At 72.9% G+C, this 22,748-nt stretch carries 22 protein-coding genes and 2 pseudogenes; 11 read left to right on the plus strand and 13 right to left on the minus strand.

Annotated features, from left to right (window positions below; all coding sequences use genetic code 11):
- Nucleotides 1–208: pseudogene (locus CWIS_RS19540) on the plus strand (type IV pili twitching motility protein PilT); the annotation flags it as partial.
- 6 nt (nt 209–214) lie between these two features.
- Here CWIS_RS19540 and CWIS_RS13410 read toward each other — a convergent pair.
- Complete coding sequence (locus CWIS_RS13410; protein ID WP_048343822.1) at nt 215–1,018, minus strand: DUF2306 domain-containing protein; 804 nt, start codon at nt 1,016–1,018, stop codon at nt 215–217.
- 44 nt (nt 1,019–1,062) lie between these two features.
- Between CWIS_RS13410 and CWIS_RS13415 the strand changes: the two genes are divergently transcribed.
- The 3 genes from CWIS_RS13415 (at nt 1,063) to CWIS_RS13425 (ending at nt 3,200) form a co-directional block, all read left to right on the plus strand.
- A complete protein-coding gene (locus CWIS_RS13415) occupies nt 1,063–1,695 on the plus strand; it encodes a TetR/AcrR family transcriptional regulator (RefSeq protein WP_231583884.1) in 633 nt (210 codons plus the stop codon).
- A 96-nt stretch (nt 1,696–1,791) separates the two neighbouring features.
- Nucleotides 1,792–2,601, plus strand: coding sequence for a DUF4097 family beta strand repeat-containing protein (locus CWIS_RS13420; protein WP_048343923.1), 810 nt, complete (start codon nt 1,792–1,794; stop codon nt 2,599–2,601).
- Nucleotides 2,601–3,200: a PadR family transcriptional regulator gene (locus tag CWIS_RS13425; RefSeq protein WP_048343824.1), complete on the plus strand. Its 600-nt coding sequence runs from the start codon at nt 2,601–2,603 to the stop codon at nt 3,198–3,200. Before CWIS_RS13420 ends, CWIS_RS13425 begins: the two co-directional genes overlap by 1 nt.
- Nucleotides 3,201–3,286: 86 nt before the next feature.
- On the opposite strand, the gene CWIS_RS13430 is transcribed toward CWIS_RS13425, so the two are convergent.
- Together CWIS_RS13430 and CWIS_RS19005 are read right to left on the minus strand one after the other, a co-directional pair.
- Nucleotides 3,287–3,880, minus strand: a complete 594-nt coding sequence (locus CWIS_RS13430) for a GDSL-type esterase/lipase family protein (RefSeq protein ID WP_082156469.1) — start codon at nt 3,878–3,880, stop codon at nt 3,287–3,289.
- A 180-nt stretch (nt 3,881–4,060) separates the two neighbouring features.
- Complete coding sequence (locus CWIS_RS19005) at nt 4,061–4,219, minus strand: hypothetical protein (protein ID WP_170210859.1); 159 nt, start codon at nt 4,217–4,219, stop codon at nt 4,061–4,063.
- Between the two features lie 93 nt (nt 4,220–4,312).
- Between CWIS_RS19005 and CWIS_RS13435 the strand changes: the two genes are divergently transcribed.
- Nucleotides 4,313–5,284: a GlxA family transcriptional regulator gene (locus tag CWIS_RS13435; RefSeq protein WP_048343826.1), complete on the plus strand. Its 972-nt coding sequence runs from the start codon at nt 4,313–4,315 to the stop codon at nt 5,282–5,284.
- Between the two features lie 138 nt (nt 5,285–5,422).
- On the opposite strand, the gene CWIS_RS13440 is transcribed toward CWIS_RS13435, so the two are convergent.
- From CWIS_RS13440 to CWIS_RS13460, 5 genes are all read right to left on the minus strand, one after another.
- Nucleotides 5,423–9,196 carry a multifunctional oxoglutarate decarboxylase/oxoglutarate dehydrogenase thiamine pyrophosphate-binding subunit/dihydrolipoyllysine-residue succinyltransferase subunit gene (locus tag CWIS_RS13440; protein ID WP_048343827.1) on the minus strand — a complete coding sequence of 1,258 codons (3,774 nt, stop codon included), beginning with the start codon at nt 9,194–9,196 and terminating at the stop codon, nt 5,423–5,425.
- 268 nt (nt 9,197–9,464) lie between these two features.
- Entirely contained in the window at nt 9,465–10,271 is an 807-nt protein-coding gene (locus tag CWIS_RS13445) for an ABC transporter permease (protein WP_229747460.1), read from the minus strand.
- Complete coding sequence (locus CWIS_RS13450) at nt 10,268–11,332, minus strand: ABC transporter ATP-binding protein (protein WP_048343828.1); 1,065 nt, start codon at nt 11,330–11,332, stop codon at nt 10,268–10,270. The genes CWIS_RS13445 and CWIS_RS13450 overlap by 4 nt, the downstream gene beginning before the upstream one ends.
- An 18-nt stretch (nt 11,333–11,350) precedes the next feature.
- Nucleotides 11,351–12,475 carry a cell wall metabolism sensor histidine kinase WalK gene (locus tag CWIS_RS13455; protein ID WP_048343829.1) on the minus strand — a complete coding sequence of 375 codons (1,125 nt, stop codon included), beginning with the start codon at nt 12,473–12,475 and terminating at the stop codon, nt 11,351–11,353.
- A 5-nt stretch (nt 12,476–12,480) separates the two neighbouring features.
- On the minus strand, nt 12,481–13,266 hold the full coding sequence (locus CWIS_RS13460) for a response regulator transcription factor (protein ID WP_048343830.1): 786 nt from the start codon (nt 13,264–13,266) through the stop codon (nt 12,481–12,483).
- 355 nt (nt 13,267–13,621) lie between these two features.
- Here CWIS_RS13460 and CWIS_RS13465 point away from each other — a divergent pair, with 355 nt between their 5' ends.
- The 3 genes from CWIS_RS13465 (at nt 13,622) to CWIS_RS17760 (ending at nt 18,097) form a co-directional block, all read left to right on the plus strand.
- Nucleotides 13,622–14,992, plus strand: coding sequence for a hemolysin family protein (locus CWIS_RS13465; RefSeq protein ID WP_082156470.1), 1,371 nt, complete (start codon nt 13,622–13,624; stop codon nt 14,990–14,992).
- A complete protein-coding gene (locus CWIS_RS13470; RefSeq protein WP_048343831.1) occupies nt 14,989–16,044 on the plus strand; it encodes a hemolysin family protein in 1,056 nt (351 codons plus the stop codon). Before CWIS_RS13465 ends, CWIS_RS13470 begins: the two co-directional genes overlap by 4 nt.
- Nucleotides 16,045–16,444: 400 nt before the next feature.
- Nucleotides 16,445–18,097, plus strand: a complete 1,653-nt coding sequence (locus CWIS_RS17760; protein WP_053071740.1) for a M15 family metallopeptidase — start codon at nt 16,445–16,447, stop codon at nt 18,095–18,097.
- Nucleotides 18,098–18,178: 81 nt separating this feature from the next.
- Here the strand turns inward: CWIS_RS17760 and CWIS_RS13480 are convergent, their stop codons facing one another.
- The gene (locus tag CWIS_RS13480) at nt 18,179–19,114 is read right to left on the minus strand and encodes an aldose 1-epimerase family protein (protein ID WP_048343832.1); all 936 of its coding nucleotides are present in this window, start codon (nt 19,112–19,114) and stop codon (nt 18,179–18,181) included.
- Between the two features lie 211 nt (nt 19,115–19,325).
- Between CWIS_RS13480 and CWIS_RS13485 the strand changes: the two are divergent.
- The 3 genes and pseudogenes from CWIS_RS13485 to CWIS_RS13495 all read left to right on the plus strand — a co-directional run.
- A pseudogene (locus tag CWIS_RS13485) lies at nt 19,326–19,784 on the plus strand (Flp pilus assembly complex ATPase component TadA); the annotation flags it as partial.
- Nucleotides 19,785–19,922: 138 nt separating this feature from the next.
- Complete coding sequence (locus tag CWIS_RS13490; protein WP_048343833.1) at nt 19,923–20,219, plus strand: hypothetical protein; 297 nt, start codon at nt 19,923–19,925, stop codon at nt 20,217–20,219.
- 37 nt (nt 20,220–20,256) lie between these two features.
- Nucleotides 20,257–20,844, plus strand: a complete 588-nt coding sequence (locus CWIS_RS13495) for a hypothetical protein (RefSeq protein WP_048343834.1) — start codon at nt 20,257–20,259, stop codon at nt 20,842–20,844.
- Between the two features lie 71 nt (nt 20,845–20,915).
- Here the strand turns inward: CWIS_RS13495 and CWIS_RS13500 are convergent, their stop codons facing one another.
- The 4 genes from CWIS_RS13500 to CWIS_RS13515 are packed head-to-tail and all read right to left on the minus strand — an operon-like array spanning nt 20,916 to nt 22,729.
- Nucleotides 20,916–21,428, minus strand: coding sequence for a hypothetical protein (locus CWIS_RS13500; RefSeq protein WP_048343835.1), 513 nt, complete (start codon nt 21,426–21,428; stop codon nt 20,916–20,918).
- On the minus strand, nt 21,425–21,718 hold the full coding sequence (locus CWIS_RS13505) for a hypothetical protein (RefSeq protein ID WP_048343836.1): 294 nt from the start codon (nt 21,716–21,718) through the stop codon (nt 21,425–21,427). The genes CWIS_RS13500 and CWIS_RS13505 overlap by 4 nt, the downstream gene beginning before the upstream one ends.
- A 7-nt stretch (nt 21,719–21,725) precedes the next feature.
- Nucleotides 21,726–22,016 carry a hypothetical protein gene (locus CWIS_RS13510; RefSeq protein WP_048343837.1) on the minus strand — a complete coding sequence of 97 codons (291 nt, stop codon included), beginning with the start codon at nt 22,014–22,016 and terminating at the stop codon, nt 21,726–21,728.
- A gap of 5 nt (nt 22,017–22,021) precedes the next feature.
- The gene (locus CWIS_RS13515; RefSeq protein ID WP_048343838.1) at nt 22,022–22,729 is read right to left on the minus strand and encodes a M15 family metallopeptidase; all 708 of its coding nucleotides are present in this window, start codon (nt 22,727–22,729) and stop codon (nt 22,022–22,024) included.
- Nucleotides 22,730–22,748 lie beyond the last annotated feature (19 nt).

Consider the following 22,748-nt stretch of genomic DNA (forward strand, 5'->3'; position numbering starts at 1 on the left):
CACGGCCGAGGCGATCCTCGACCCGCAGAACAACCCGCCGCTGGTCGACCTGATCCGCGAGGGCGACTACTACAAGATGCAGACGTTCGACCAGCACCTGTTCACACTGGTGCGCGACGACGCCATCACGTACGACGAGGCGCTCGCGGCGTCGTCGAACCCGCACGACCTGACCGTCGAGCTGCGCGCCGCGGGCATCGTCGCCTGACCCGGCTCAGGGCGCTGCCGCCGGGACCGCCGGTCTCGGGGCCGCCTGCCCGCTCGTCGTGACGGTCGTGAGCCGGTAGGCAGGGAGGCCGCGCCGTCGGATCAGCCACTCGGCGACCACGACGTTCGGCAGCCAGCACAGGAACGGGACGACGGCGTACGCCTGCGCGAACAGTGCGTCCGCGTCGGGATCGGGCCCGGCGCCGGGCAGCTGGACCGCGATGAGCAGACCGGTCCACGTGCGCAGCGTGACGGCCGCGAACGTCAGCGCGTAGGTGCGCACCATCCACGCCTCGTGGTGCGCGACGTCCCCGCGCCGGATCGCGAGCAGCGCCCGAGCGGCCGACCCGACCCACAGGAACGCGAGCGCACCGAACCCGAAGACCCCGACGAGTCCCGCGGAGTTGGCGGGCAGGATGACGAGCGAGGCCAGCGCGCCGATGCCGACCGCGCCGAGGTAGGCGCGGCCGAGCACGCGGTGGCCGCGCGGCGCGCGCCGGCGCAGCCGCGCCGAGAGCTGGGGGAGCCCGGCCACGAGCGCGAACGCCGACGCCGCGATGTGCACGTAGAGCGCGCCCTGGACCAGCGCCGGTTCGTCGGCGTACGCGGAGGCGAGACCCGCGTCCTCGTCGGCGAGCTCGCGCAGGGTGCCCTGGGCGTACGTGGAGATCGAGATCAGCGCGATCGCGAGCGCGGCGACCGCGAGGACGACGAAGGCGGCACGTGACGGGCGTCGACGCGCCCCGGATGCCGGAGGGTCGGCGTCCCTCCGGTCGGCGAGGTTCGGGTGGGTCGGGTGTCGCTCGGTCATCGGGACCCCTGGCGTCCGGGTGGCATGTGAACGGCTGTCACATTGTGAACGGCGTCAACATAGGACCCGATGTTAATGTCGTCAACATGTCCGCCACGCACCGAGACAGCTACCACCACGGCGATCTGCGGTCGGCGCTGCTGGCCGCCGGGCGCGAGCTCTTGGTCGAGCGCGGGGCCGCGGGGTTCTCGCTGAGCGAGCTCGCGCGGCGCGTGGGGGTCAGCACCGCGGCGCCCTACCGGCACTTCGCGGACCGCGACGCGCTCCTGGACGCGCTGGGCGACGAGGGGTACGGGATCTTCGGCGCCGCGCTGCTGGCGGCGATCGCGGTCGACGACGGTCCGCGCGCTTGGCTGCACCGGATCGGCGTCGCCTACCTGGACTTCGCGCGCGACCACGCCGAGCTCTTCGAGATCATGTTCGCCGACCGGGCCGGTCGTCCGGCGCTCGCCGGCCCGCCCACGTTCGAGCCCCTCGTCACCGCCGTCGCGGCGGCCCAGCGCGACCGCCTGCTGCCCGACGACCAGCCCGTGCCGAGCCTCGCGCGGACGATCTGGGCGATGCTGCACGGGCTCGCCGTGCTCGAGGCGCGCGGGGGCTTGTCGAAGCTCGGCCTGGGTGCGCCGCACGAGACCCTGGTCCGCGAGGCGTTCGCCCTCATGCTCGTCCCGGGATAGACGTCGAACCCGCCCACAACGCGATATATCTTGACCTTGTCCCGGAACGCGATATAGCGTGAGCCAGGACAAGATATATCGCGACAGGGAGTGATCATGGCCACCGAGTCCTGGGTCGTCGCCGGCCCGCAGATCATCGAGATCGAGCACGTCGACTCGCTGCGCGTGCAGCTCGTCGGCGGGCGCGTGGACGTCGTCGCGCACGACGACCCGGGCGTGCGGCTCGAGGTGCACTCGGTCGAGGGGCGCCCGCTCGAGATCGGCCTCGCGGGCGGCGAGCTGCGCGTGGGCTACAGCTTCACGCTCACCGGGTGGGACGGCTTCCTGGAGAAGTTCCGCAACTTCCGGGACAAGGACCGCGCGGACGTGCACATCGCGATCCCGCGCTCGGTCGCCGTCAAGCTCGGCACGGTGAGCGCGGACGGGCTGCTCGTCGGTGTCGTCGAGGACTCGTCGGTCTCGACCGTGTCCGGCTCGGTCGTCACCGACGGCACGCGCGGCCGGCTGTCCGCCAACGCGGTCTCGGGCGAGATCGTCGTGCGCGACCACGGTGGCCCGCTCAAGCTCAACTCGGTGTCCGGCGAGATCGCGGCCTCGGGCGAGCTCTCGCTCGTGCAGGCCAACACGGTCTCGGGTGCGCTCTCGCTCGACGTCACCACGGGCACCTCGTCGGTCACGGCCACGACCGTCGCGGGCGACGTCACGGTCCGCCTGCCCGCAGGCAAGGGCGTGCATGTCAAGGCGCAGTCCGTCTCGGGGCGCCTGGTCGTGGACGGCGAGGAGCACAAGGGGTCCTCACCGGGCCAGCGTCGGGTGGACCTGTCCACGGGCGACGGCGCGTGCTACGTCTCGGCGAGCACCGTGAGCGGCCACGTCACCGTGCTGCGCGGCGAGGTGGCGCGGTGATGGCGCCCGTGTTCGCGCACGGCCAGCTGCGCCTGTACCTGCTGGCGCTGCTCGAGTCCGGCCCCAAGCACGGGTACGAGCTCATCACGGCGCTGTCCGACCGGTTCGGCGGGACCTACCGGCCGAGTGCCGGGACGATCTACCCCCGCCTGGCCCGGCTCGAGGAGGAAGGCCTGGTCTCGCGGTACGACGAGGAGCGCAAGAGCACGTACGCGCTCACGGAGGCCGGCTTCGCCGAGCTGCAGGCTCGCCGCGGCGACCTCGCGGACCTCGAGCAGGGCATCGCCGAGACGGTGCGCGACCGCGCGTCCCAGGTGCGCGAGGACGTGCGCGGTGCGATGCACGGGCTGCGCGCCGACCTCGCGGCCGCGGCGCAGCACGCGCGTGAGCAGGCCGTCCCGCCGTCGCACACCGACGCGCACGCCGCGTCGCACGTGCACCGGGTCGAGGCGGAGCAGCTCGTCCAGCGGTTCCGCGACGACGTGCGGGCCGAGCTGCGCCGCGCCGACGCCGCGGGCCAGGTCGAACGGCTCACGGTCGAGACGTTGCGCACGGTGCTGGACTCCGCGCTGTCCGCGGTGCGCTCCACGCTGCGCTGAGCGCCACCGCTCGGTGGCAGGGAGGAGGCATGGTGCTGGTGCCGTGGCGGGTGCCGCTGCTCCTGCTGTCGTTGACGCTGCTGACCTCAGGCGGCGTCGTCGGGCAGGCCGAGCCAGGCGTGCCACCCCGTGTGCAGGACGAGCCAGGCCATGAGCCCGTACCCGGCCTGGCCGGGCAGGAGCCCGTCGCCTGAGGCGAGGTCGGCGAGCCACTGCTCGTGCGCGGCGAGCGGCGAGTACGTGTCGACGTACGGCACGCGGCGTCGCATGGCGACGTCACCGAAGGCGACCGACAGCTCCGCGAGCTTGTCGCCGTCCTCGACCGCGCCGGGCGGTGGTCCGACGACGAACGCGGGCATGCGCCGCTGCTCGGCGACGTCGAGGATGTTCGCGAGGTTGAGCCGACTGCGGGCGAGCGAGAGGCCCGCGCTCGCGTCGGCCCGTCCCAGCCCGATGACGAGGCGGGTCTCCACGTCCGGCGCCGTCCGCCGGGCGACCTCGTCCTCCCAGCGCTGGCCGAGGGCGGTCGTCGACTCGCCGGGGACGGCGAGCGTGAGCACCGTGAGCGCGTCGGGAGCCTGGGTGCGCGCCGTGACGCGGCCGACCCATCCGAGAGCCTTCGGGTCACCCGCACCGGCGACGAGCTCGTCGCCGATCACCACGAGCCGCAGCTCACCCACTGTTCGTCCCTCCGCGCCCGACGTCCTGCCGCCGACCATCCTCCCAGCGTCCGGCGCGTGCGCCGACGAGCCCGATGGGCGAGTCGCGCACGGCCTGGGCGAGCGTGCGGGCGTTCGGAGCGGGGGAGCGCGTGGTGTCGCGGGAGCGGCGTGCCGTGAGCGGGGCGGAGACCGGGTCGGTCAGAACCGGTGGCTGGGCAGGCTGTGGGTCGCGTCGGACCAGGCGGCCCGGGAGGTCGGCGGGCGGCGTGAGCCGAGACCGTCGCGGTGGATGAGCAGCGACAGGTGGACGGCCGACCAGACGGCGAGGACCACCAGCAGGGCGAGGAACCAGGTCATGGCAGAAAGTCTGCGCCCGGGCAGAACCCGCCGACAGTGGCAGATCCGCCGATGACCGTTGATTTACCGCCAACTCCGCGGCACGATGTCCGCATGCTGCAGACCGTCTCCGTCGTCCTGCTGCCGAACGTCGCGCCCTTCGAGCTCGGGGTCGCGTGCGAGGTGTTCGGCATCGACCGGTCCGACACCGGGGGACCGGTCTTCGACTTCCGCGTGTGCGCGCAGGAGCCCGGTCCGGTCTCGACCAAGGGCGGCGCGTTCGGGCTCTCGGTCGAGCACGACCTCAGCGCGACGCTCGACGCCGACCTCGTCGTCGTCCCGGCGTACGGCGCCGACCCGGCGCGCGTCCCGGACCCGGTGCTCGACGCGCTCTGCGCGGCGCACGCGCGCGGCGCGTGGATCCTGAGCATCTGCAGCGGCGCCTTCGCGCTGGGCGAGGCCGGACTGCTCGACGACCGCGCCTGCACGACCCACTGGATGCACGCGGCCGAGCTCGCGAGCCGGTTCCCTGCCGCACGCGTCGACCCTTCGGTGCTCTACGTCGACGACGACCGCGTGCTCACGAGCGCGGGCACAGCGGCGGGGATCGACGCGAGCCTCTACCTGGTGCGCCGCGAGCTCGGCGCAGCCGCAGCCGCCACCATCGCGCGGCGGATGGTGGTCCCGCCGCACCGCGACGGCGGCCAGGCGCAGTACGTCGACACGCCGCTGCCGTGCGACGCGGACACCCTCGCACCCCTGCTGGCCTGGGTCGTCGAGCACCTCGACGAGGAGCACTCGGTCCCGACGCTCGCCGCACGCGCGCTGATGTCGGAGCGCACCTTCGCTCGTCGGTTCCGGGCCGAGACGGGCACGACGCCCGCCGCATGGCTCACGCGGCAGCGTCTCGCGCGTGCGCAGGAGCTGCTCGAGCGCACCGACGTGGGGATCGACGAGGTCGCGCAGCGCGCGGGGTTCGGCACCTCGGCCGTGCTGCGGCACCACTTCGCGCGCTCGCTCGGCACGAGCCCGCAGAGCTACCGCCGGACGTTCGCCGGCCCCGTGCGCGGCGAGGACGTCGCCTGACGCACTGCCCGGACGCGGCGACGTCGCGGAGGCCCTGCGTGCTCGCGCGGAGCCCCGGCACCTCCTGACCGCCTCCCGACGACGCGAGCCCCGCCCCTGCCAGGCAGGGACGGGGCTCGCGCGTCGTGCGGCGGCGGCTCAGCGGGCGAAGGCCTGCTCGAGCAGCTGGGCCTGCTGGGCCTGGTGCTTCTTGGCCGTGCCGGTCGCCGGCGAGGCCGACTCCGCGCGCGAGACCACCTCGAGCGTGCGGCCGACGAGCTGCGGCAGGTGCAGCGACAGGTACGACCACGGGCCCTGGTTGCGGGGCTCGTCCTGGACCCACACCAGCTCGGCACCGTCGAACGGTGCGAGCGCAGCGCGGATCGAGTCGCTGTCGAGCGGGTAGAGCTGCTCGAAGCGGACGATCGCGGTCTGCTCGTCGCCGGTCTTGACGCGGTGCGCGAGCAGGTCCCAGTACACCTTGCCCGAGCACAGGAGGACGCGCGTGACCTGACCCGCCTTGGCCTCGGCGAGCTCGTCGCGCAGCACCGGCTCCCACGTGCCCGAGGTGAAGTCCTCGACGGGTGACGACGCGGACTTCAGCCGGAGCATCGACTTCGGCGTGAACACGATCAGCGGCTTGCGCGGCCGCGTGTATGCCTGACGACGCAGCAGGTGGAAGTACGACGCCGGCGTCGACGGCTGCGCGATGACCATGTTGTCCTGCGCGGCGAGCTGCAGGAACCGCTCGATGCGCGCCGACGAGTGGTCAGGCCCCTGGCCCTCGTACCCGTGGGGGAGCAGCAGCACCACCGACGAGCGCTGCGCCCACTTCTGCTCCGCGGACGAGATGAACTCGTCGATCACGGTCTGGGCGCCGTTGACGAAGTCGCCGAACTGCGCCTCCCACAGCACTAGGGCGTCCGGACGCTCGACCGAGTATCCGTACTCGAAGCCGAGGCACGCGTACTCGGAGAGCGAGGAGTCGTAGACCCAGAACTTGGCCTGGTCGCCCGAGAGGTACAGCAGCGGGGTCCACTCGGCGCCCGTCTCGCGGTCGTGCAGCACTGCGTGCCGCTGCACGAACGTGCCGCGGCGCGAGTCCTGACCGGCGAGGCGCACGGGCGTGCCCTCGGCGAGCAGCGAGCCGAACGCGAGGATCTCGCCGAAGCCCCAGTCGATCCCGCCCTCGCGGGACATCGCCTCGCGCTTGTCGAGGAGCTGCTGCAGCTTGGGGTGGACCGTGAAGCCCTCCGGGGGACGCACGTGCGCGCGCCCGATCCGCTCGAGCAGCGAGGCCGGGACGGCGGTCTGCCAGCCGACCATGACGCCGGCGTCCTCGAGCTGCGACTCGGGCCGCTCGAGGCCTGCGACCGCCTCGGACTCGGGCGCGGGCGGCGTCCAGCCGTCCTCCCGGGTCTCGCTGAACACGCGCTCGAGCTGCGACTGGTAGTCGCGCAGGGCCTGCTCGGCCTCGTCGATCGTGATGTCGCCGCGCGAGACGAGCGTCTCGGTGTAGATCTTGCGCACCGAGCGCTTGGCCTCGATGAGGTTGTACATGAGCGGCTGCGTCATCGACGGGTCGTCGCCCTCGTTGTGCCCGCGGCGGCGGTAGCACAGCATGTCGATGATGACGTCGCGGTCGAACTGCTCGCGGTACTCGAACGCGAGCTCGGCGGCGCGCACGACGGCCTCGGGGTCGTCGCCGTTCACGTGGAAGATCGGCACCTGAAGGCCCTTGGCGACGTCGGTCGCGTACTGCGACGACCGCGACGACGAGGGGCCCGTGGTGAAGCCGACCTGGTTGTTGATGATCACGTGGATCGTGCCGCCGGTGCGGTACCCGCGCAGCTGCGCGAGGTTGAGCGTCTCGAACACCACGCCCTGGCCCGCGAACGCCGCGTCGCCGTGGATCAGCACCGGGAGCACCGAGAAGCCGTCGCCACCCAGGTCGATGCGGTCCTGCTTGGCGCGCACGATGCCCTCGAGCACCGGGTCGACGGCCTCGAGGTGCGACGGGTTCGCGGCGAGGTAGACCTTCGTCGTCGCCCCCGACTCGGCGGTGAACAGGCCCTCGGTGCCGAGGTGGTACTTCACGTCGCCCGAGCCCTGGACGGACTTCGGGTCGGCGTTGCCCTCGAACTCGGAGAAGATCTGCGCGTACGACTTGCCGGCGATGTTCGCGAGCACGTTGAGCCGCCCGCGGTGCGCCATGCCGATGCCGACCTCGTCGAGACCGGCGTCCGCCGCGCGCGACAGGATCGCGTCGAGCAGCGGGATGACCGACTCGCCGCCCTCGAGCGAGAACCGCTTCTGGCCCACGTACTTGGTCTGCAGGAACGTCTCGAACGCCTCGGCGGCGTTGAGACGGCGCAGGATCCGCAGCTGGTCCTCACGCGGCGTGCGCGCCCACCCGGACTCGAGCCGCTCCTGGAGCCAGCGGCGCTGCCGCGGGTCCTGCAGGTGCATGTACTCGACGCCCGTGGTCCGGCAGTACGAGTCGCGCAGCAGGCCGAGCACGTTGCGCAGGCTCGCGCGCGGCTTGCCCGTGAACCCGCCGGTCGGGAAGACGCGGTCCAGGTCCCACAGCGTCAGGCCGTGGTTCTGGATGTCCAGGTCCGGGTGCTTGCGCTGGCGGTAGGCGAGCGGGTCGGTGTCCGCCATGAGGTGACCGCGCGAGCGGTACGCGTGGATGAGCTCGGCGATCCGCGCGGGCTTGATGGCCTCCGCGTCCGGGTCGCTCGAGGTGTCGCGGACCCAGCGGACGGGCTCGTACGGCACGCGCAGCGAGGCGAACACGCGGTCGTAGAAGCCGTCCTCGCCGAGGAGCTTCTTCGACAGGATCCGCAGGAAGTCGCCCGACTGCGCGCCCTGGATGATGCGGTGGTCGTACGTGCTCGTGATCGTCAGGACCCGCGAGACGCCGAGCTCGTTGAGCCGGTCGTCGGACGTGCCCTGGAACTCCGCCGGGTACTCCATCGCGCCGACGCCGACGATCGTGCCCTGCCCCTGCATGAGGCGGGGCACCGAGTGAACGGTACCGATCGTGCCGGGGTTGGTCAGCGAGATCGTCGTGCCCGCGAAGTCCTCGACCGTGAGCTTGCCGCCGCGCGCCCGGCGCACGACGTCCTCGTACGCGTTCCAGAACTGCGCGAAGTCGAGCGTCTCGGCCTTCTTGATCGACGGCACGAGGAGCTGGCGCGTGCCGTCGGGCTTGGCGAGGTCGATCGCGAGGCCCAGGTTGACGTGCGCGGGCTGGGTGACGCCCGGCTTGCCGTCGACGAGCGTGTAGGCGGCGTTCATCGCCGGCATGTCCGCGAGCGCCTCGACGAGCGCGAAGCCGATGAGGTGCGTGAACGAGATCTTGCCGCCCCGCCCGCGCTGCAGGTGGTTGTTGACGACGATCCGGTTGTCCACCATGAGCTTGGCGGGCACGGCACGCACCGACGTGGCGGTCGGGACCTCGAGCGAGGCCTCCATGTTCGTCACGACGCGCGCGGCGGGACCGCGCAGGCGCTGCACGTCGTCGGTGGCCTCGTGCTCGTCGGGACGGCTCGCGCGCTGCGCGGCCTCGGCGAACTCCGCGTACGGGGCGGTGGCCGGCTGCGCGGTGGCGACCGGCGAGGTCGCGGTGGGCGTGGGCTCCGGCGAGGTCGGCTGCGCGACCGGTGCCGGGACGGCGGGGGCGGGCACGACGGCCGCGGGCGGCGTGGGAGCTGCCAAGCCCGACGACGCGGGCTGGAAGGCGCCGTCGGTCGGCGCCGCGGACCCGGCCGACGCGGCCGTGCTCACACCGTCCGGCGGCGACTGCTCCTGCGGTCGGTAGCCCTCGAAGAAGTCCCACCACGCGGGATCGACCGCGTTCTTGTCCTTGAGGTACTGCTCGTACAGCTCGTCCACGAGCCACTCGTTCGCACCGAACACGGCACGCATCGATTCTGGCTCAGCCTTCTGGGACACGCGAGGATCGCCCACTTCCGCTTCGGTCCCGCAGGACCGCTTCGTCGCCGGTTCTGTCGATGACAACACTACGTCGTCCGGGACCTTCGACCCGCCTCGGCGAGCGGTTTCCGGGCCTATGTCACCCGGACCCGCACGCGATGCACACGTGCAGGTCAACGACCGGCAAGGGTCCTGCCGTCGGCGGGGCAAGGGGGTGCCACCGGCTGGTCTGCTCGCCGGTGGCGACCCCCTCGACGACTCACGTGATGTCGCGACGCAGCGTCGTGATCCGGCCGATCGCGGACAGCACGACGACGTAGGCGAGCAGGACCAGCAGGCCCTGCCACCACGACAGCAGCGAGGTCATGCCGGTCGCGCTGTAGAGGCTGCCGCCCGAGACGGCCTCGCCCGCCGCACCGGGCAGGAACGCCGCGACGCGCGAGCCCCACGACGTCAGGCCGAGCACGACGCGCGCGATGGGCTCCACGAACTGCGTGAAGGCGAGCACGACGACGATCACGGCGACCTGGTTCGTGAGCACTGAGCCGAGCGCGGTGCCGAGCAGCGCCCACAGCGCGAGCGCGAGCACCGACAGGCCGATCGAGCGCCACGTCGAGGCCGAGTCGAGGAACGTCTCCTCGCCGATCGCCGCGAGCACGCCGGCCCCGACCAGGACCGCGGCGGCCGTGCCGACCGCGCCGAAGAGCAGGCCGACGACGCCGTTCGCGCCGAGCTTGGCGAGCAGGACGCGCGTGCGGCTCGGCTCGGCGAGCAGGGTGGGCGTGATCGTCTTGTGCCGGAACTCCGCCGAGAACGCGAGCGCCCCCACCAGCAGCGGGAAGACGTAGCCCAGCGAGACCGCGACCGTGTAGACCGAGCGCACGACGGCGTCGGGCGTCAGCACGACCTCGTCCCCGGTGCCCGTCGTCGTCGTGTCCTGCGACAGGCTCCAGCCCAGTCCCGCGGCGATGAGTGCCATGTACGCGGCCATGACGGCGAGCAGGATCCACCACAGGCGGGTCGTGACGAGCTTGCGGTACTCGGCGACGAGCGCGGCGCGCATCATCGCTCACCTCCCTGAGGGGCGTGGGTCGTCGGTGCGTCGCCGTACGAGGCGCCGGCGGGGGGAGCGTCCTGGGCGGGCGAGGCGTCGCCCGGAGCAGCCGTGAGCTGCAGGAACAGGTCCTCGAGCCCGACGTCGTGCCCGGTCAGGCGGTGCAGCTCGACGCGCCCGGCGAACGCCGCGGCACCGACCTGCGGCGCGGCGACGTCGAGCAGCTCGTACGCGGTGGCGTCGCCGTCGCGGCTCGTCGAGCCGACCGTCCAGCCCTGGGCCGCGACGAGCGCGTCGAGCGCGGTGCCGTCGGGCGAGACCACGCTGACGCGTGACCGCGCGAGGCGGGCGAGGTCCGGCAGGGACGAGGCGTGCACGAGCCGGCCACGGGCGATGATCACCACGTCGTCGACCGTCTGCTCGACCTCGGACAGCACGTGGCTCGAGACGAGCACGGTGCGACCCTCGCGGGCGAGCGCACGCAGGAATCCGCGCAGCCAGGCGATGCCCTCGGGGTCGAGCCCGTTCGCGGGCTCGTCGAGCAGCAGCACGGGCGGGTCGCCGAGCAGCGTCGTCGCGAGCGCGAGGCGCTGGCGCATGCCGAGCGAGAAGCCGCCCACGCGCCGCTTGGCGACCTCGGACAGGCCGACGAGCGCGAGCACCTCGTCGGCGCGCGAGTCCGGCACCCCGACCTGCGGCGCGTACACGCGCAGGTGGTCGCGCGCCGTGCGGCCGGGGTGGAAGCTCGCGGCCTCGAGCGCCGCGCCGACGACGTGCGCGGGCCGCTCGAGCTGGTCGTACCGCAGCCCGCCGACCGTCGCCGTGCCGCTCGTGGGCGCGACGAGCCCGAGCAGCATCCGCAGCGTCGTGGTCTTCCCGGCGCCGTTCGGCCCGAGGAAGCCGGTCACGCGGCCGGGACGGACCTCGAACGAGAGGTCCTCGACCGCGTGCACGGCGCCCGCTCCGGCGCCGAAGGTCTTGGTCAGGTGCTCGACGCGGACGACTCCGTCCGTCGCGCCGGCCCGGCCGCCCGCGGGCGGCCGATCGTGCGTGGTGGGGGGTGCCTGGCTCATGTGCGGCACCCTACTGTTCTAGTTGCGATAGAACAAGTGGCCACCGGTGACGGGGCGCACCGCACCCGGCAGCGTCACCCGCATGGTGCAGCCCTCGGGCACGTCGGCGACCTCGATCGTCCCGCCGTGCAGCTCGACGGCCCAGCGCACGATCGCCAGGCCCAGACCCGTGCCGCCCGTGGAGACCTGGCCGGTCGCAGCGGGGGAGTTGCCCCGCACGAACCGCTCGAACACGTGCGCACGCTGGTCGCGCGAGATGCCCGGCCCGTGGTCCACCACGTCGATCCGCACGTTCCCGCCGGCCAGCCGCGCCACGAGGCGCACCTCCTCGTCGGGCGGCGAGTGGCGGACCGCGTTGTGCAGCAGGTTGGCGATGACCTGGTGCAGACGCTCGGGGTCGGCGCGGACCGTCAGGTCCTCGGGCTCCACGTCCACCGGGAAGCGCAGGTTCTTCGACGCCCCGACGAGCGCGGCACCGTGCGCGGCCTCCTGCAGGAACTCGACGAGGCGCAGCTCGGTGAGCTGCAGCGGCACGTCACCGGCCTCGAGGCGGGACAGGTCGAGCAGGTAGGTCACGAGGCGCCCGAGCCGCTCGGTCTGCGCGAGCGCGGCCTCCATGGTCGCGGGGTCCGCGGGCGAGACGCCGTCGACGATGTTCTCGAGCTGCGCCTGCAGCGCGGTCACGGGCGTGCGCAGCTCGTGCGACACGTTCGCGACGAGCTCGCGGCGGAAGGCGTCGGCCTGCTGCAGGTCGTCGGACATGGTGTTGAACGCCTCGGCGAGCTGGCCGACCTCGTCGGCGCTCGTCGCGCGCACGCGCTGCGAGTAGTCGCCGGCTGCCATCCGGCGCGCGGCCTGGGTCATGTCCCGCAGCGGCGAGGTCATGCCGCGCGCGAGCAGCTGTGTGAGCACCAGGGAGATCGCGATCGCGAGCGGGAACGTGCGCGACGGGCCGAACTCGTACGACAACCCGATCCACGTGATGAACGAGGCCATCGTCACCGTGGCGGCGACGAGGACGCCCAGCTTCATCTTGATCGACCGGAACCGGTCGAGCGGTCGCACGTCGGGCAGGCGCGCACGGTTCGGGGCACCACGCCCGTGGCGAGGGCTCTGCCTGGCCTCCTGGCGAGGGCTGCTCATGCGCGTCAGGTGCCGGCGCCCTCGCCGGACGCGGCGTCGTCGGTGACGGGCTCGAACGCGTACCCGACGCCGTGGACGGTACGGATGAGGTCGGCGCCGAGCTTGCGGCGCAGGGCCTTGACGTGCGAGTCGACCGTGCGCGTGCCGCTCGCGTCGACCCAGTCCCAGACCTCGGCGAGCAGCCGCTCACGCGTCAGGACGGTGCGCGGCGAGGCGGCGAGCGCGACGAGCAGGTCGAACTCGGTGGGGGTCAGGTGGACCTGCTCGCCGTGCCGCACGACCCGGCGCTGCGCCTTGTCGATCGTCACGTCGCCGATCGCGAGCGGCGGGTCGGGCGCCTCGGCCGCCTGCAGCTCCACGGCGCGTGCCGCGCGCTCGGTGCGTCGCAGCAGCGCCTTGGTCCGCGCGACGAGCTCACGCATCGAGAACGGCTTGGTCATGTAGTCGTCGGCGCCCACGCCGAGCCCGATCAGCATGTCCGTCTCGTCGTCGCGGGCCGTCAGCATGAGGACCGGGACCGGCCGCGCCGCCTGGATGCGTCGGCACACCTCGAGGCCGTCGATGCCGGGGAGCATGACGTCGAGCACGACGACGTCGGGGGCGAGGCGAGCCGCCGCCTCGACGCCCGCGAGACCGTCGCCGACCGCCTCGACGGTCCAGCCCTCGGCGGACAGCCGTCGCGCGATCGCCTGCGCGATCGCGGGCTCGTCCTCGACGACCAGCACCTTCGTCGCTCCCGCAGGCCGGGCGGCACCGCCGACGCCGCCCGCGGCTCCTCCCACCGTGGTCATGCCCCCAGACTGGCACAGCACGTCGTCCACAGCCCTCTACGCGCGGCATGACGCGCTGGGGGAGGCGCCCGTATGATGGCGCCACTATGAGCAGCTCAAGTAGCTGCCGGCGTCCCACCCCCACCGCTCCGACCGTCTGCACGGTCGACGAAGCGGCGGCAGGGTCCGACGAAGCCGGCCCCCACCTGAGAACCCGCGTCGCCCACGAGCGGCTCGCCCCCTCCCCGCTGCGCACCCGCGCCTCACGCTCGCGAGCATCACGCACCCGAGCGTCAGGCACCTCTGTGCCCGGCCGCGGTGCGCCGCGAGCGGCAGACCGGTGCGCTGAGCCGCGGCGACGCCGCGCGGGGCGCACGTGCTGACTGAGTGGCTGCTCGTCGTCCTCGGCGTGGTGCTCACCCTCGGGACTGCGGTGTTCGTCGCGGGGGAGTTCTCCCTCGTGACGATGGACCCCGGTGTCGTGGAGAAGCAGACCCGCCCCGACGACCGGCGGGGACAGTCCGTCCTCAAGGCGCTGCGCGGCCTGTCGACCGAGCTGTCGGGCGCGCAGGTCGGCATCACCGCGACCACCGTCCTGCTCGGCTACACCACGCAGCCCGCGGTGCAGAAGCTGTTCGCGGGCTGGCTCGGCTCGGGCGCGCTCAGCGCGACGGCCGCCACGACCGTGGCGATCGTGCTGGCCATCGTGTTCGTCAACGGCTTCTCGATGCTCGTCGGCGAGCTCATCCCCAAGAACTTCGCGATCGCCAACCCGTACGCGACCGCACGCGTCGTCGCGCCGCTGCAGCGCGGGTTCACGCGTGCGCTGCGGCCCGTCATCGCCTTCTTCAACGGCAGTGCGAACTGGCTGCTGCGGCGCATGGGCGTCGAGCCCCGTGAGGAGCTGTCCGGCGGCCGGTCGCCGCAGGAGCTCGCCGCGCTCGTGCGCCGCTCGGCAGAGGTCGGCACGCTCGACGAGTCGACCGCGACCCTGCTCACCAACTCGCTCGAGTTCGAGACGCTCACCGCCGTGGACGTCATGACCGACCGGCAGCGGATGGTCGCGGTGCGCCGAGACCAGAGCGCCGCGGACGTCGTCGCCCTCGCCCGCCGCACCGGCCACTCCCGGTTCCCGGTCCTCGGTGACGGCAGCGACGACATCGTCGGCCTGGTGCACCTGCGCCGCGTGGTCGCGGTCCCGTTCGCCACGCGCGACCAGGTGCTCGCGACGACGCTCATGGACGTCGCGCCGCGCGTCCCCGAGACCGTGCACCTGGGTCCGCTGCTTGTGGAGCTGCGCGGGCACGGCATGCAGATGGCGGTCGTCGTCGACGAGTACGGCGGCACCTCGGGCGTGGTCACGCTCGAGGACGTCGTCGAGGAGCTGGTCGGGGAGGTGGCCGACGAGCACGACCGTGCGCGGGCGGGCGTCGCGCGCGCCGCGGACGGCACCTGGCACCTGCCGGGTGTCACGCGGCCCGACGAGCTGCGCGAGCGCACCGGGCTCGTCGTCCCCGACGACGGCCCCTACGAGACGCTCGGCGGCCTCGTCATGGCGCAGCTCGGGCGGGTCCCCGACGTCGGTGACGCCGTGGAGATCGACGGCGTGCACATCGAGGTCGAGCGCATGGCCGGCCGCCGGGTCGAGCGCGTGCACGTGTGGCCCGCGACCGACGACGAGACCGACGACGACGGCCCGGACGGCGACGACGGACCCGGTGCACGCCGCACGAGGAGCGCACGATGAACGGCACGCTCGCGCTCGCGATCGCCGCCGCGCTGCTCGCGGCCAACGCCTTCTTCGTCGGTGCGGAGTTCGCGATCATCTCGGCGCGCCGCTCGTCCATCGAGCCCAAGGCCGCCGCGGGTGACCGCCGCGCCCGGACCGTGCTGTGGGCGATGGAGCACGTCTCGCTCATGCTCGCGTGCGCGCAGCTCGGGATCACCGTGTGCTCCACGAGCCTGGGTGTCGTCGCCGAGCCCGCGATCGCGCACCTCATCGAGGACCCGCTGCACGCCGCGGGTGTCCCCGACTCGTGGACGCACCCGATCGCGTTCGTCGTGGCGCTCCTGATCGTCGTGTACCTGCACGTGGTGCTCGGCGAGATGGTGCCGAAGAACCTCGCGGTGTCCGGGCCGGACCGCGCCGTGATGTGGTTCGGGCCTGCGCTCGTCGTCGTCGCGCGTCTCGTGCGTCCGCTGATCGTCGCGCTCAACTGGCTCGCGAACCACGTGCTGCGGCTGTTCGGCGTGGAGCCCAAGGACGAGGTGTCGTCGGCGTTCACCGCGCAGGAGGTCCAGTCGATCGTCGAGCGCTCGCAGGCGGAGGGGCTCCTCGAGGACGAGCAGGGGCTGCTCGCGGGGGCGATCGAGTTCTCGGACCGGACGGCGCGGCAGGTCATGGTGACGGCCGATGCGCTCGTCGCGGTGGATCCGACGACGACGCCCGCACAGGTGGAGGAGCTCGTGGCGCAGACCGGGTTCTCCCGGTTCCCGGTCCGCGACGACGGCGAGCTCGTCGGCTACCTGCACCTCAAGGACGTCCTGTACGCCGAGGAGCAGGACCGCGACGCGCCCGTCCCGCGCTGGCGCGTGCGCGCGCTCGCGGTCGTCGGGCCGGACGACGAGATCGAGGCCACCCTGGCCGCGATGCAGCGCACCGGTACGCACCTGGCGCGCGTCGACGGCGAGGCAGGTGCGGTCGGCGTCGTGTTCCTCGAGGACATCCTCGAGGAGCTGGTCGGCGAGGTCAGCGACGCGATGCAGCGTGGCGCTCTTCCGGAGCGGCCCGTCGGCTGAGCCCGGCCCTGCTCCACGGGCCCCCGGCGCGGTGCACGAAACCTTCACAATCGTCGTGAGGGGTGCGACGCGCCGGGGGGTCTGTCCGGATCTGTGTCGCTCTGGTCCGGGTCGGACCGCGCTGATCACCGGGTCAACCGGCGTGTCGTTCGGCGTGTCGGCGTGGGAGGTGTGGGAGCGCGTTCCTCCGTTCGACTGGACGGCCGTCCAGGGGGTTGGACGCGGGCGGGTGAGCCGTTATGGTTTCGTGATCGCCGGCGATGGTGCGGGGCCGGGGCAGTCCCGCGGGCCGGCGTGCTCCATGTTCAGGTTCGTCATCCGTGCCCCACGCGGGCGCCCGGTCTCGGGAGGTGCTGTGGTCGATCGTGACCAGGCGTCGGCCCCGTTGACCCGCCGCCAGATGCGTGAGGCAGAGCGCGCCGCCGCGGAGCGTGCCGAGCGGTCGGTCTCGCACGTGGCCCCGGAGCGCACCGGCCAGAGCCGGTCCACGCACGTGGCGCACGCCGCGTGGGACCCGCGTCCTGTGGCGTCCCCGGGCGCCGGGCACACCCCGGGCGGTGGCCAGCTCTCCGGCGCGGGGCACGCTCCCGGCGCCGGGTACGGGACGCTCCCGGGCGTTCCTTCCCGCAGCCTGTCGCGCGGGCCCGACGGCCAGGAGTCCGCGGCGCGTCGGCCCGTGGCGGCTCCCACGGCCCCGGCAGCGAGCCCCGCGCCGCGCGCCGCTGCTCCCGCCGCTGCCGCGCAGCACACCCCGAGCTGGGTCCCCACCGAGCGTCGGTCGGTCTCGCAGCCGCCCGTGACGCGCGGTGCGGCGGCCACGGGTGCGGCGCACCCGAGCGGAGCGTCCCTCGAGCCTCCGGCATCGCCCGAGATCTTCGTCGCACCCGAGGTCCCCGTCGCCCCGGCCGTGTTCGTGGCGCCGGCGTCGCCCGAGCCCGCCTCACGCGTCGCGCCCACGACGGCGATCGCCTCGCCCGCAGCGCTCGCCGCTCCCGCCACCCCGCAGTGGCCGGCGACATCGTCGCGCCGGCCCGCACCGCGTGCGACCACCCTGCTGTCCGACGAGACGGTCGTGCTCGACGCGTTCGTCGCGCTCGACGAGCCGGTCGCACCCGAGGCGTCGATCGCAGCCGAGGAGCCGGTCGCCGCGTCGACCCCCGCGCCCGTGCGTGAGCAGACCCCGGCCCCGGTCGCCGTCACCGCGAGCGAGGCCGCGCCGGTCGTCGCCGACGCCGCCCCGCGCGCGGCGACCGCACCCCGGGTCGTGGCCCGTGGGGGCGACGAGCAGCGCAGCGAGTCCAATCACGTCGTCCGGGCGCAGGCCCGCACGCTCGCCAGGGCCGGGCGCAAGGCGGTGCGGTTCGGTGTCGTCGGCGCGCTCGCCGCGGTGACCGTCGCCGTCCCTCTCGGCCGCGGCTCGCTCGGCAGCACCGACGTGCTGTCCGGCCTGCCCAGCGACCACGGCACTCTGCCGACGACCGTCTCGGCGCTCACGGCCATGCCGTTGTCCGTCTCGCCGCCCGCCTCGCTCACCACGGTCGACTCGGCGATCCTCGACGCCCGCGGGGCCGAGCTGGCCAGCCGCGACGCGTCCCGGCAGCCGATCCCTGGGTGCGACCCCTCGGCGCGACCTGCCGGTGAGAACGGCCGCCTCGCGCGAGGCGACCTGTGCGCGCTGTGGGACGGTCACACGCAGATGCGCGCGGACGCCGCCTCCGCGCTGGCCGAGCTCAACGCGGTGTACGTCGCGCGGTTCGGCGCCGACATGTGCCTCGCGTCGGGCTACCGGACGCTGCAGGAGCAGTACAGCGTCAAGGCGCGCAAGGGCGGGCTCGCGGCACCTCCCGGCAAGAGCAACCACGGCTGGGGCCTGGCGGTCGACTTCTGCAGCGCCATGACGAGCGGCGCGCGCTGGACGTGGCTCAACGAGAACGCCGGCACGTACGGGTTCGAGAACCCCGAGTGGGCCCGCCCCGGTGGCTCGGGTCCGTACGAGCGCTGGCACTGGGAGTACACCAAGGGCGTCATGGCCGACGGCGAGTACTACGGCTGACGCCCCACCCCGACACACGACGATGCCCTCGTCCACGCCTGGAGCGTGGGCGAGGGCATCGTCGTCAGGACGGTGATCGGCTCACTCGAGGCGCAGGCCCCAGCGGGCCTCGTGCGCTGCGCCCGGCGCGAGCTCGACGAGCAGGTCGCCGGTGCGGAACGCGTCGGCGACGCAGGTCATGGGCTCGACCGCCACACCCCGGCGCGCGATCGCCGGGACGTAGTCGCCCGTGCAGACCTGCCAGGCCTCGAACGCCGCGTCGGCCCACATGGCGGTCGTGCGGCCGTCGGGCGTGGTGAGCCGCGCCCAGGTCAGCCCGGCGTCGTCGCGCACCGGTGCGAGCCAGGCGTCGTCGAGCGCGATGCCGCGCAGCACGCGGGGCTCGAGCAGGTCGTACCGTCCCTCGACGTCCTCGTCGCCCGTGGGCAGCAGGCGCTCGTCGACCGTGACGTGCAGGCTCGCGCCGAGCTGCAGCGCGCACTCGTCGAGCGAGGCGTCGCCGGGCGAGAGCCAGGGGTGGAAACCGAGCCCGTACGGCGCGCTCGTCGTGCCGAGGTTCGTGGCGCGGGTGGTCACCTCGAGGCCGCCGTCGCCGAGCGCGTACGTGACGTCCAGGCGCACGGGCCACGGGTAGCCGTGGGTCGGGACGATCGTGGTCGTGAGGGTGACGGTGTCGGCGCCCGCCTCGCCCGCGACGACGAACGGCGTCGTGGCGACCAGGCCGTGCAGCGCGGTCAGCCGGTCCGGCTCCGTGATGGGCACCTGGTACGTGCCGCCGGCGTAGCCGTACAGGCCGTCGGCGAGGCGGTTCGGCCACGGCGCGAGCGTGGCGCCCGAGAACGCGGGGGCGATCTCGTCCTCGGCGAACGGGAGCACCACGTCACGCTCGCCGACGCGGTACTCGCGCAGGCTCGCGCCCACCGCGGCGACGACGGCGTACTGCTCGCCGTGCCGCAGGACGTGCTGGGTGCCCGAGGGGGCAGGGGTCTGGACGACGTCGTCGAGAGGGCTGTTCACGGGCCCCACCGTAGTCCTCCGAGCAGGGCTTTCGAGTCGCTGCGGGCGCGACGCGCGGGCCGTCGCGGGGCTGCCCGTCCGGGTGGTGCGAGCCGGACTGTGGACAGACGACTGCGGCACCTGCGGGGAGTCCCGTAGGGTGCGCATGCCCTGAGCGGATCGGACATCTCGGGCATGCGGCCGGTGGTGGCATCGACGAGCAGGGGGACAGATGGACGGCGTCGGGATCCTCGAGGACGAGGTGCGCGAGCTGATCCGTCGTCGTGGCATCGACCCGGTGCGCGACCGGCCGGGTGTCACGGCGCTCGTCGACGAGGTGATCGCCGACTACGACGCGCGCTCGGTGCTGGGCGCGGTCCCGCCGCTCGTCGAGCCGGGCGCCGCGCACAAGGCGGTACTCGACGCGGTCGCGGGGTTCGGGCCGCTGCAGGTCTACCTCGACGACCCGGACGTCGAGGAGATCTGGATCAACACCCCGCAGCAGGTGTTCGTCGCGCGGCACGGCGAGGCCGAGCTCACCACGACGATCCTCACCGCACCGCAGGTGCGCGAGCTCGTCGAGCGGATGCTCAAGGTCTCGGGGCGGCGCCTCGACCTGTCGAGCCCGTTCGTCGACGCGACCCTGCCCGGCGGCGAGCGCCTGCACGCGGTCATCCCCGACGTCACGCGCGGCGGACGACAGGGGAGTCCGTCGCGGCCGAGGTTCACCCTGGGGAGTGGGACACGGCAAGTCCGGGCTCTGCCATCCTCAAGATCTCGATGAAGACTGCCGATGCGGTCTCAAGCCCATCCGAGCAGGGGAAACAGGATGACGCGGGACGACAAGTGGATCATGGTGACCTGGCAGGCATTCCGTCTCGCCAGTCTCATCGTCATCGGCGTGATCATCGTCGGCGTGGTTCTCGCCCTTGACCCGCTGGTCGCCCACATCGCGGGCAAGGAAACTGACGTCGATATCGACGTGACGACTCAGGTGAGCATGGGGCTGAACATCGCTGGCGTCGCTGGCATCTTCGGCTACCGCCGGGCGAACAAGCAGTTGCGTGAGCGGATCAGTGCGCTCGAGTCGAGGCGCAAGACCCGTCGGAAGGGTGCAAGGCGTTGAACCGGGCTAGGTTCGTGCATGGGGAGGGAGTGGCTCGATGAATGCAGACCAGATCACCCTGCTGTTCGTCGTTGTTGCCTTGACGGCGATCGCTCTGTACTACGCGTTTGCCGCAGTTCCCGGGATCGCACACGACCGGTTCATCATCAGGATGAGCCAGGCGCGTGACGAGGCTGAGGAGTTGCGCGATCGAGGGCTGCACGACCTCGAGGACGAGGTCGTCACGCGCGTCGATCTACTCTCAGCGACCCTCATCCGGTCGGGCGCGCCGGGCTTCAGCTTCTTGCTGTGCGCTCCACTCATCGTGCGCCAGCGCCGGAAGTCGGGGCCGCCGAGGTCCGCTGAAGTCCGTCGAGAGATGCTGACTTCGCCGGCGTGTCGGCACGCCCGAGAGATCGACAATCTGGAGCGACGCGTCGTGCGCGAGGCTCTGCGCGCGAGCCTGATGGGATCCAAGTTCTGGCTCGCGCTTTGGCCGGCCTGGCTCTACCTCAAGTTCCAGCTCGCTGATCAGGAGGCGCCGCTGACTCGAGCCGAGCGGCGCGCAGAGAGCGCGGTCGAGAGCGCTCTGCAGGTGCAGCGGAGAGTGACCATCGATCGGCTCGACGGTCTGCTCGCAGCCTAGACATCGCGGACGAGAGACAGCGCCCCACCCGGCCGAAGCCAGGTGGGGCGCTCTCGTGCGCGGAGGGGGGGTCAGCCCGTCGGCCGCCAGCCCGTTTCGATCAGTCGCTCGATGATGCGGTCGGCGGCGGCGAGCGTGCCGAGCGTCGGTGGCTCGTCGCAGCCGCCGAAGTCCTGTCCGAGCAGGTCGGCTACCTCGGTCTTTGCGTCGCTGACCTCGGCGGTCTCATACCCCGCGGGCGCGTCGACCGACGTGATCACCGCTGCGCCGCTGACCGTGACCGGCGCATACGACGGCGTCCGCGCGGAGCCGAGCGCGAGACGCACGAGCCACAGCGGGATGTGGTCCTCGACGCGCCGCCACAGCCAGTACCAGGCCGTGACGACGAGCGTGACGACGAGCAGCAGCAGGCCGTCCGAGCCGAGCACCCGCTCGACGATCGCGTACAGCTCGTCGGGCAGGCGGCCCGCGAGCGTGCCGAGCAGCGTGGTCACGATCAGGCCCCACAGGGTGGGGACGGCGGTGCGCAGGGTCGCGACGGCGCGGTCGGACAGCGCGGTGCGCTCGTCGGTGGTCGTGGTCATGCTGTGGGCTCCTCGTCGTCGATGGGCTCGTACTCGGCCGCGAACGCGGCCGCGCTGCGCACGACGACGTCGTCCCCGGCGCGGATGATCCACTGGCCGAGGTACGCGTTCTCGAGCTGCGCACCGCCGAGCGTGGGGATCTCGATCCACACCGACACCGCGGGCGGGGTCTCGGCGGTGTCGGTCACGACGTACAGCCGACCGCCGCACCACGTGGCGGTCTCGGCGGCGGTGTCGGCGGCGACCTGGCGGGCATCGACGTCGAGCGGCTTGCGCCGGTGCGTGCTCATGGGGCTCCTAGATGTCGGTGGGACGGGCGGGAGGTGGCGGCGGCTTGCGCTGCCAGATGTGCGCCTCGAGCACATCGATGAAGTCCCCGAGGCGGCGGATCGTGACGGCGTCCTGCCGGCGCAAGGCCCACAGCTCGGTGACCTGACGTTCGAGCTCCTGCATGCGGGCGCGGTCAGATGCCCGGGCGGCGACCTCCACGGCCGCGGCGGCAGAGCGGCCGGTGGTGCGAGCGACGAGCCAGGACCCGCCGATCGAGACGGCCGCGGTGATGAGCACCGCGGCGAGCGTCACGGACACCCGCGCTACTTCTTCTCGGGGACGAAGCTCGCGCGCAGTGCGTCGAAGGTCCCCGCGGACACGTCCCAGACCGGGATGCCCGCCTTGATCGCACGCTCGACGTCGGCCTCGGCCTCCTTCTGCGAGGAGCTCAGGCCCGAGACCATGTCGCCGGCGACCACACGCACACGCGATCCGTTTCGGATGATGACCATGTCGGGTCCCTTCGGGGTGATGACCGCCGGCGTAGGTGCCGGCGGAGGGGTGATACGTGCGACGAACGCCGCGACGTCGTGCGTGGTGGTCCCGCTGGCGAGCTCGAAGTGCATCGCATCGCGCTTGCCCACGGGGAAGTCGAGGCCCCAGCGGAACAGGCCGCCGGCCTCGCGCAGGATCGCCCGCACCGTGCGCGCCTGGGCGTCCGTGAACCCCGACGAGTAGCGCTTGCCGGGGTGGTGGCGCTCGAACGGGTGCCGCGCGCCGTTGACGTCGACCGCGGTCCCGCTGATGTGGTTCGACCTGGCCGCGCCGCCGATCTGCTTGTTGAACGCGGCCGAGCGCCAGCCGTTGACCTCGGTGATCGGCTCGACCCGGGCATGGAACTGCTCGAGCAGCCACACGAACGCGGCCGCGACGTCGCCGGCGAGGACCGTCGCGCCGTCGCGGTCACCGCCGGCGACGATCCGGACGACCGCGACTTGGCTGGCTTCGGGCCAGCCGTTCAGGGTTGCCACGTGGTGCCTCCTGACATGA

This window comes from Cellulomonas sp. A375-1, assembly GCF_001040865.1.
Classification (GTDB): Bacteria; Actinomycetota; Actinomycetes; order Actinomycetales; family Cellulomonadaceae; genus Cellulomonas; species Cellulomonas gelida.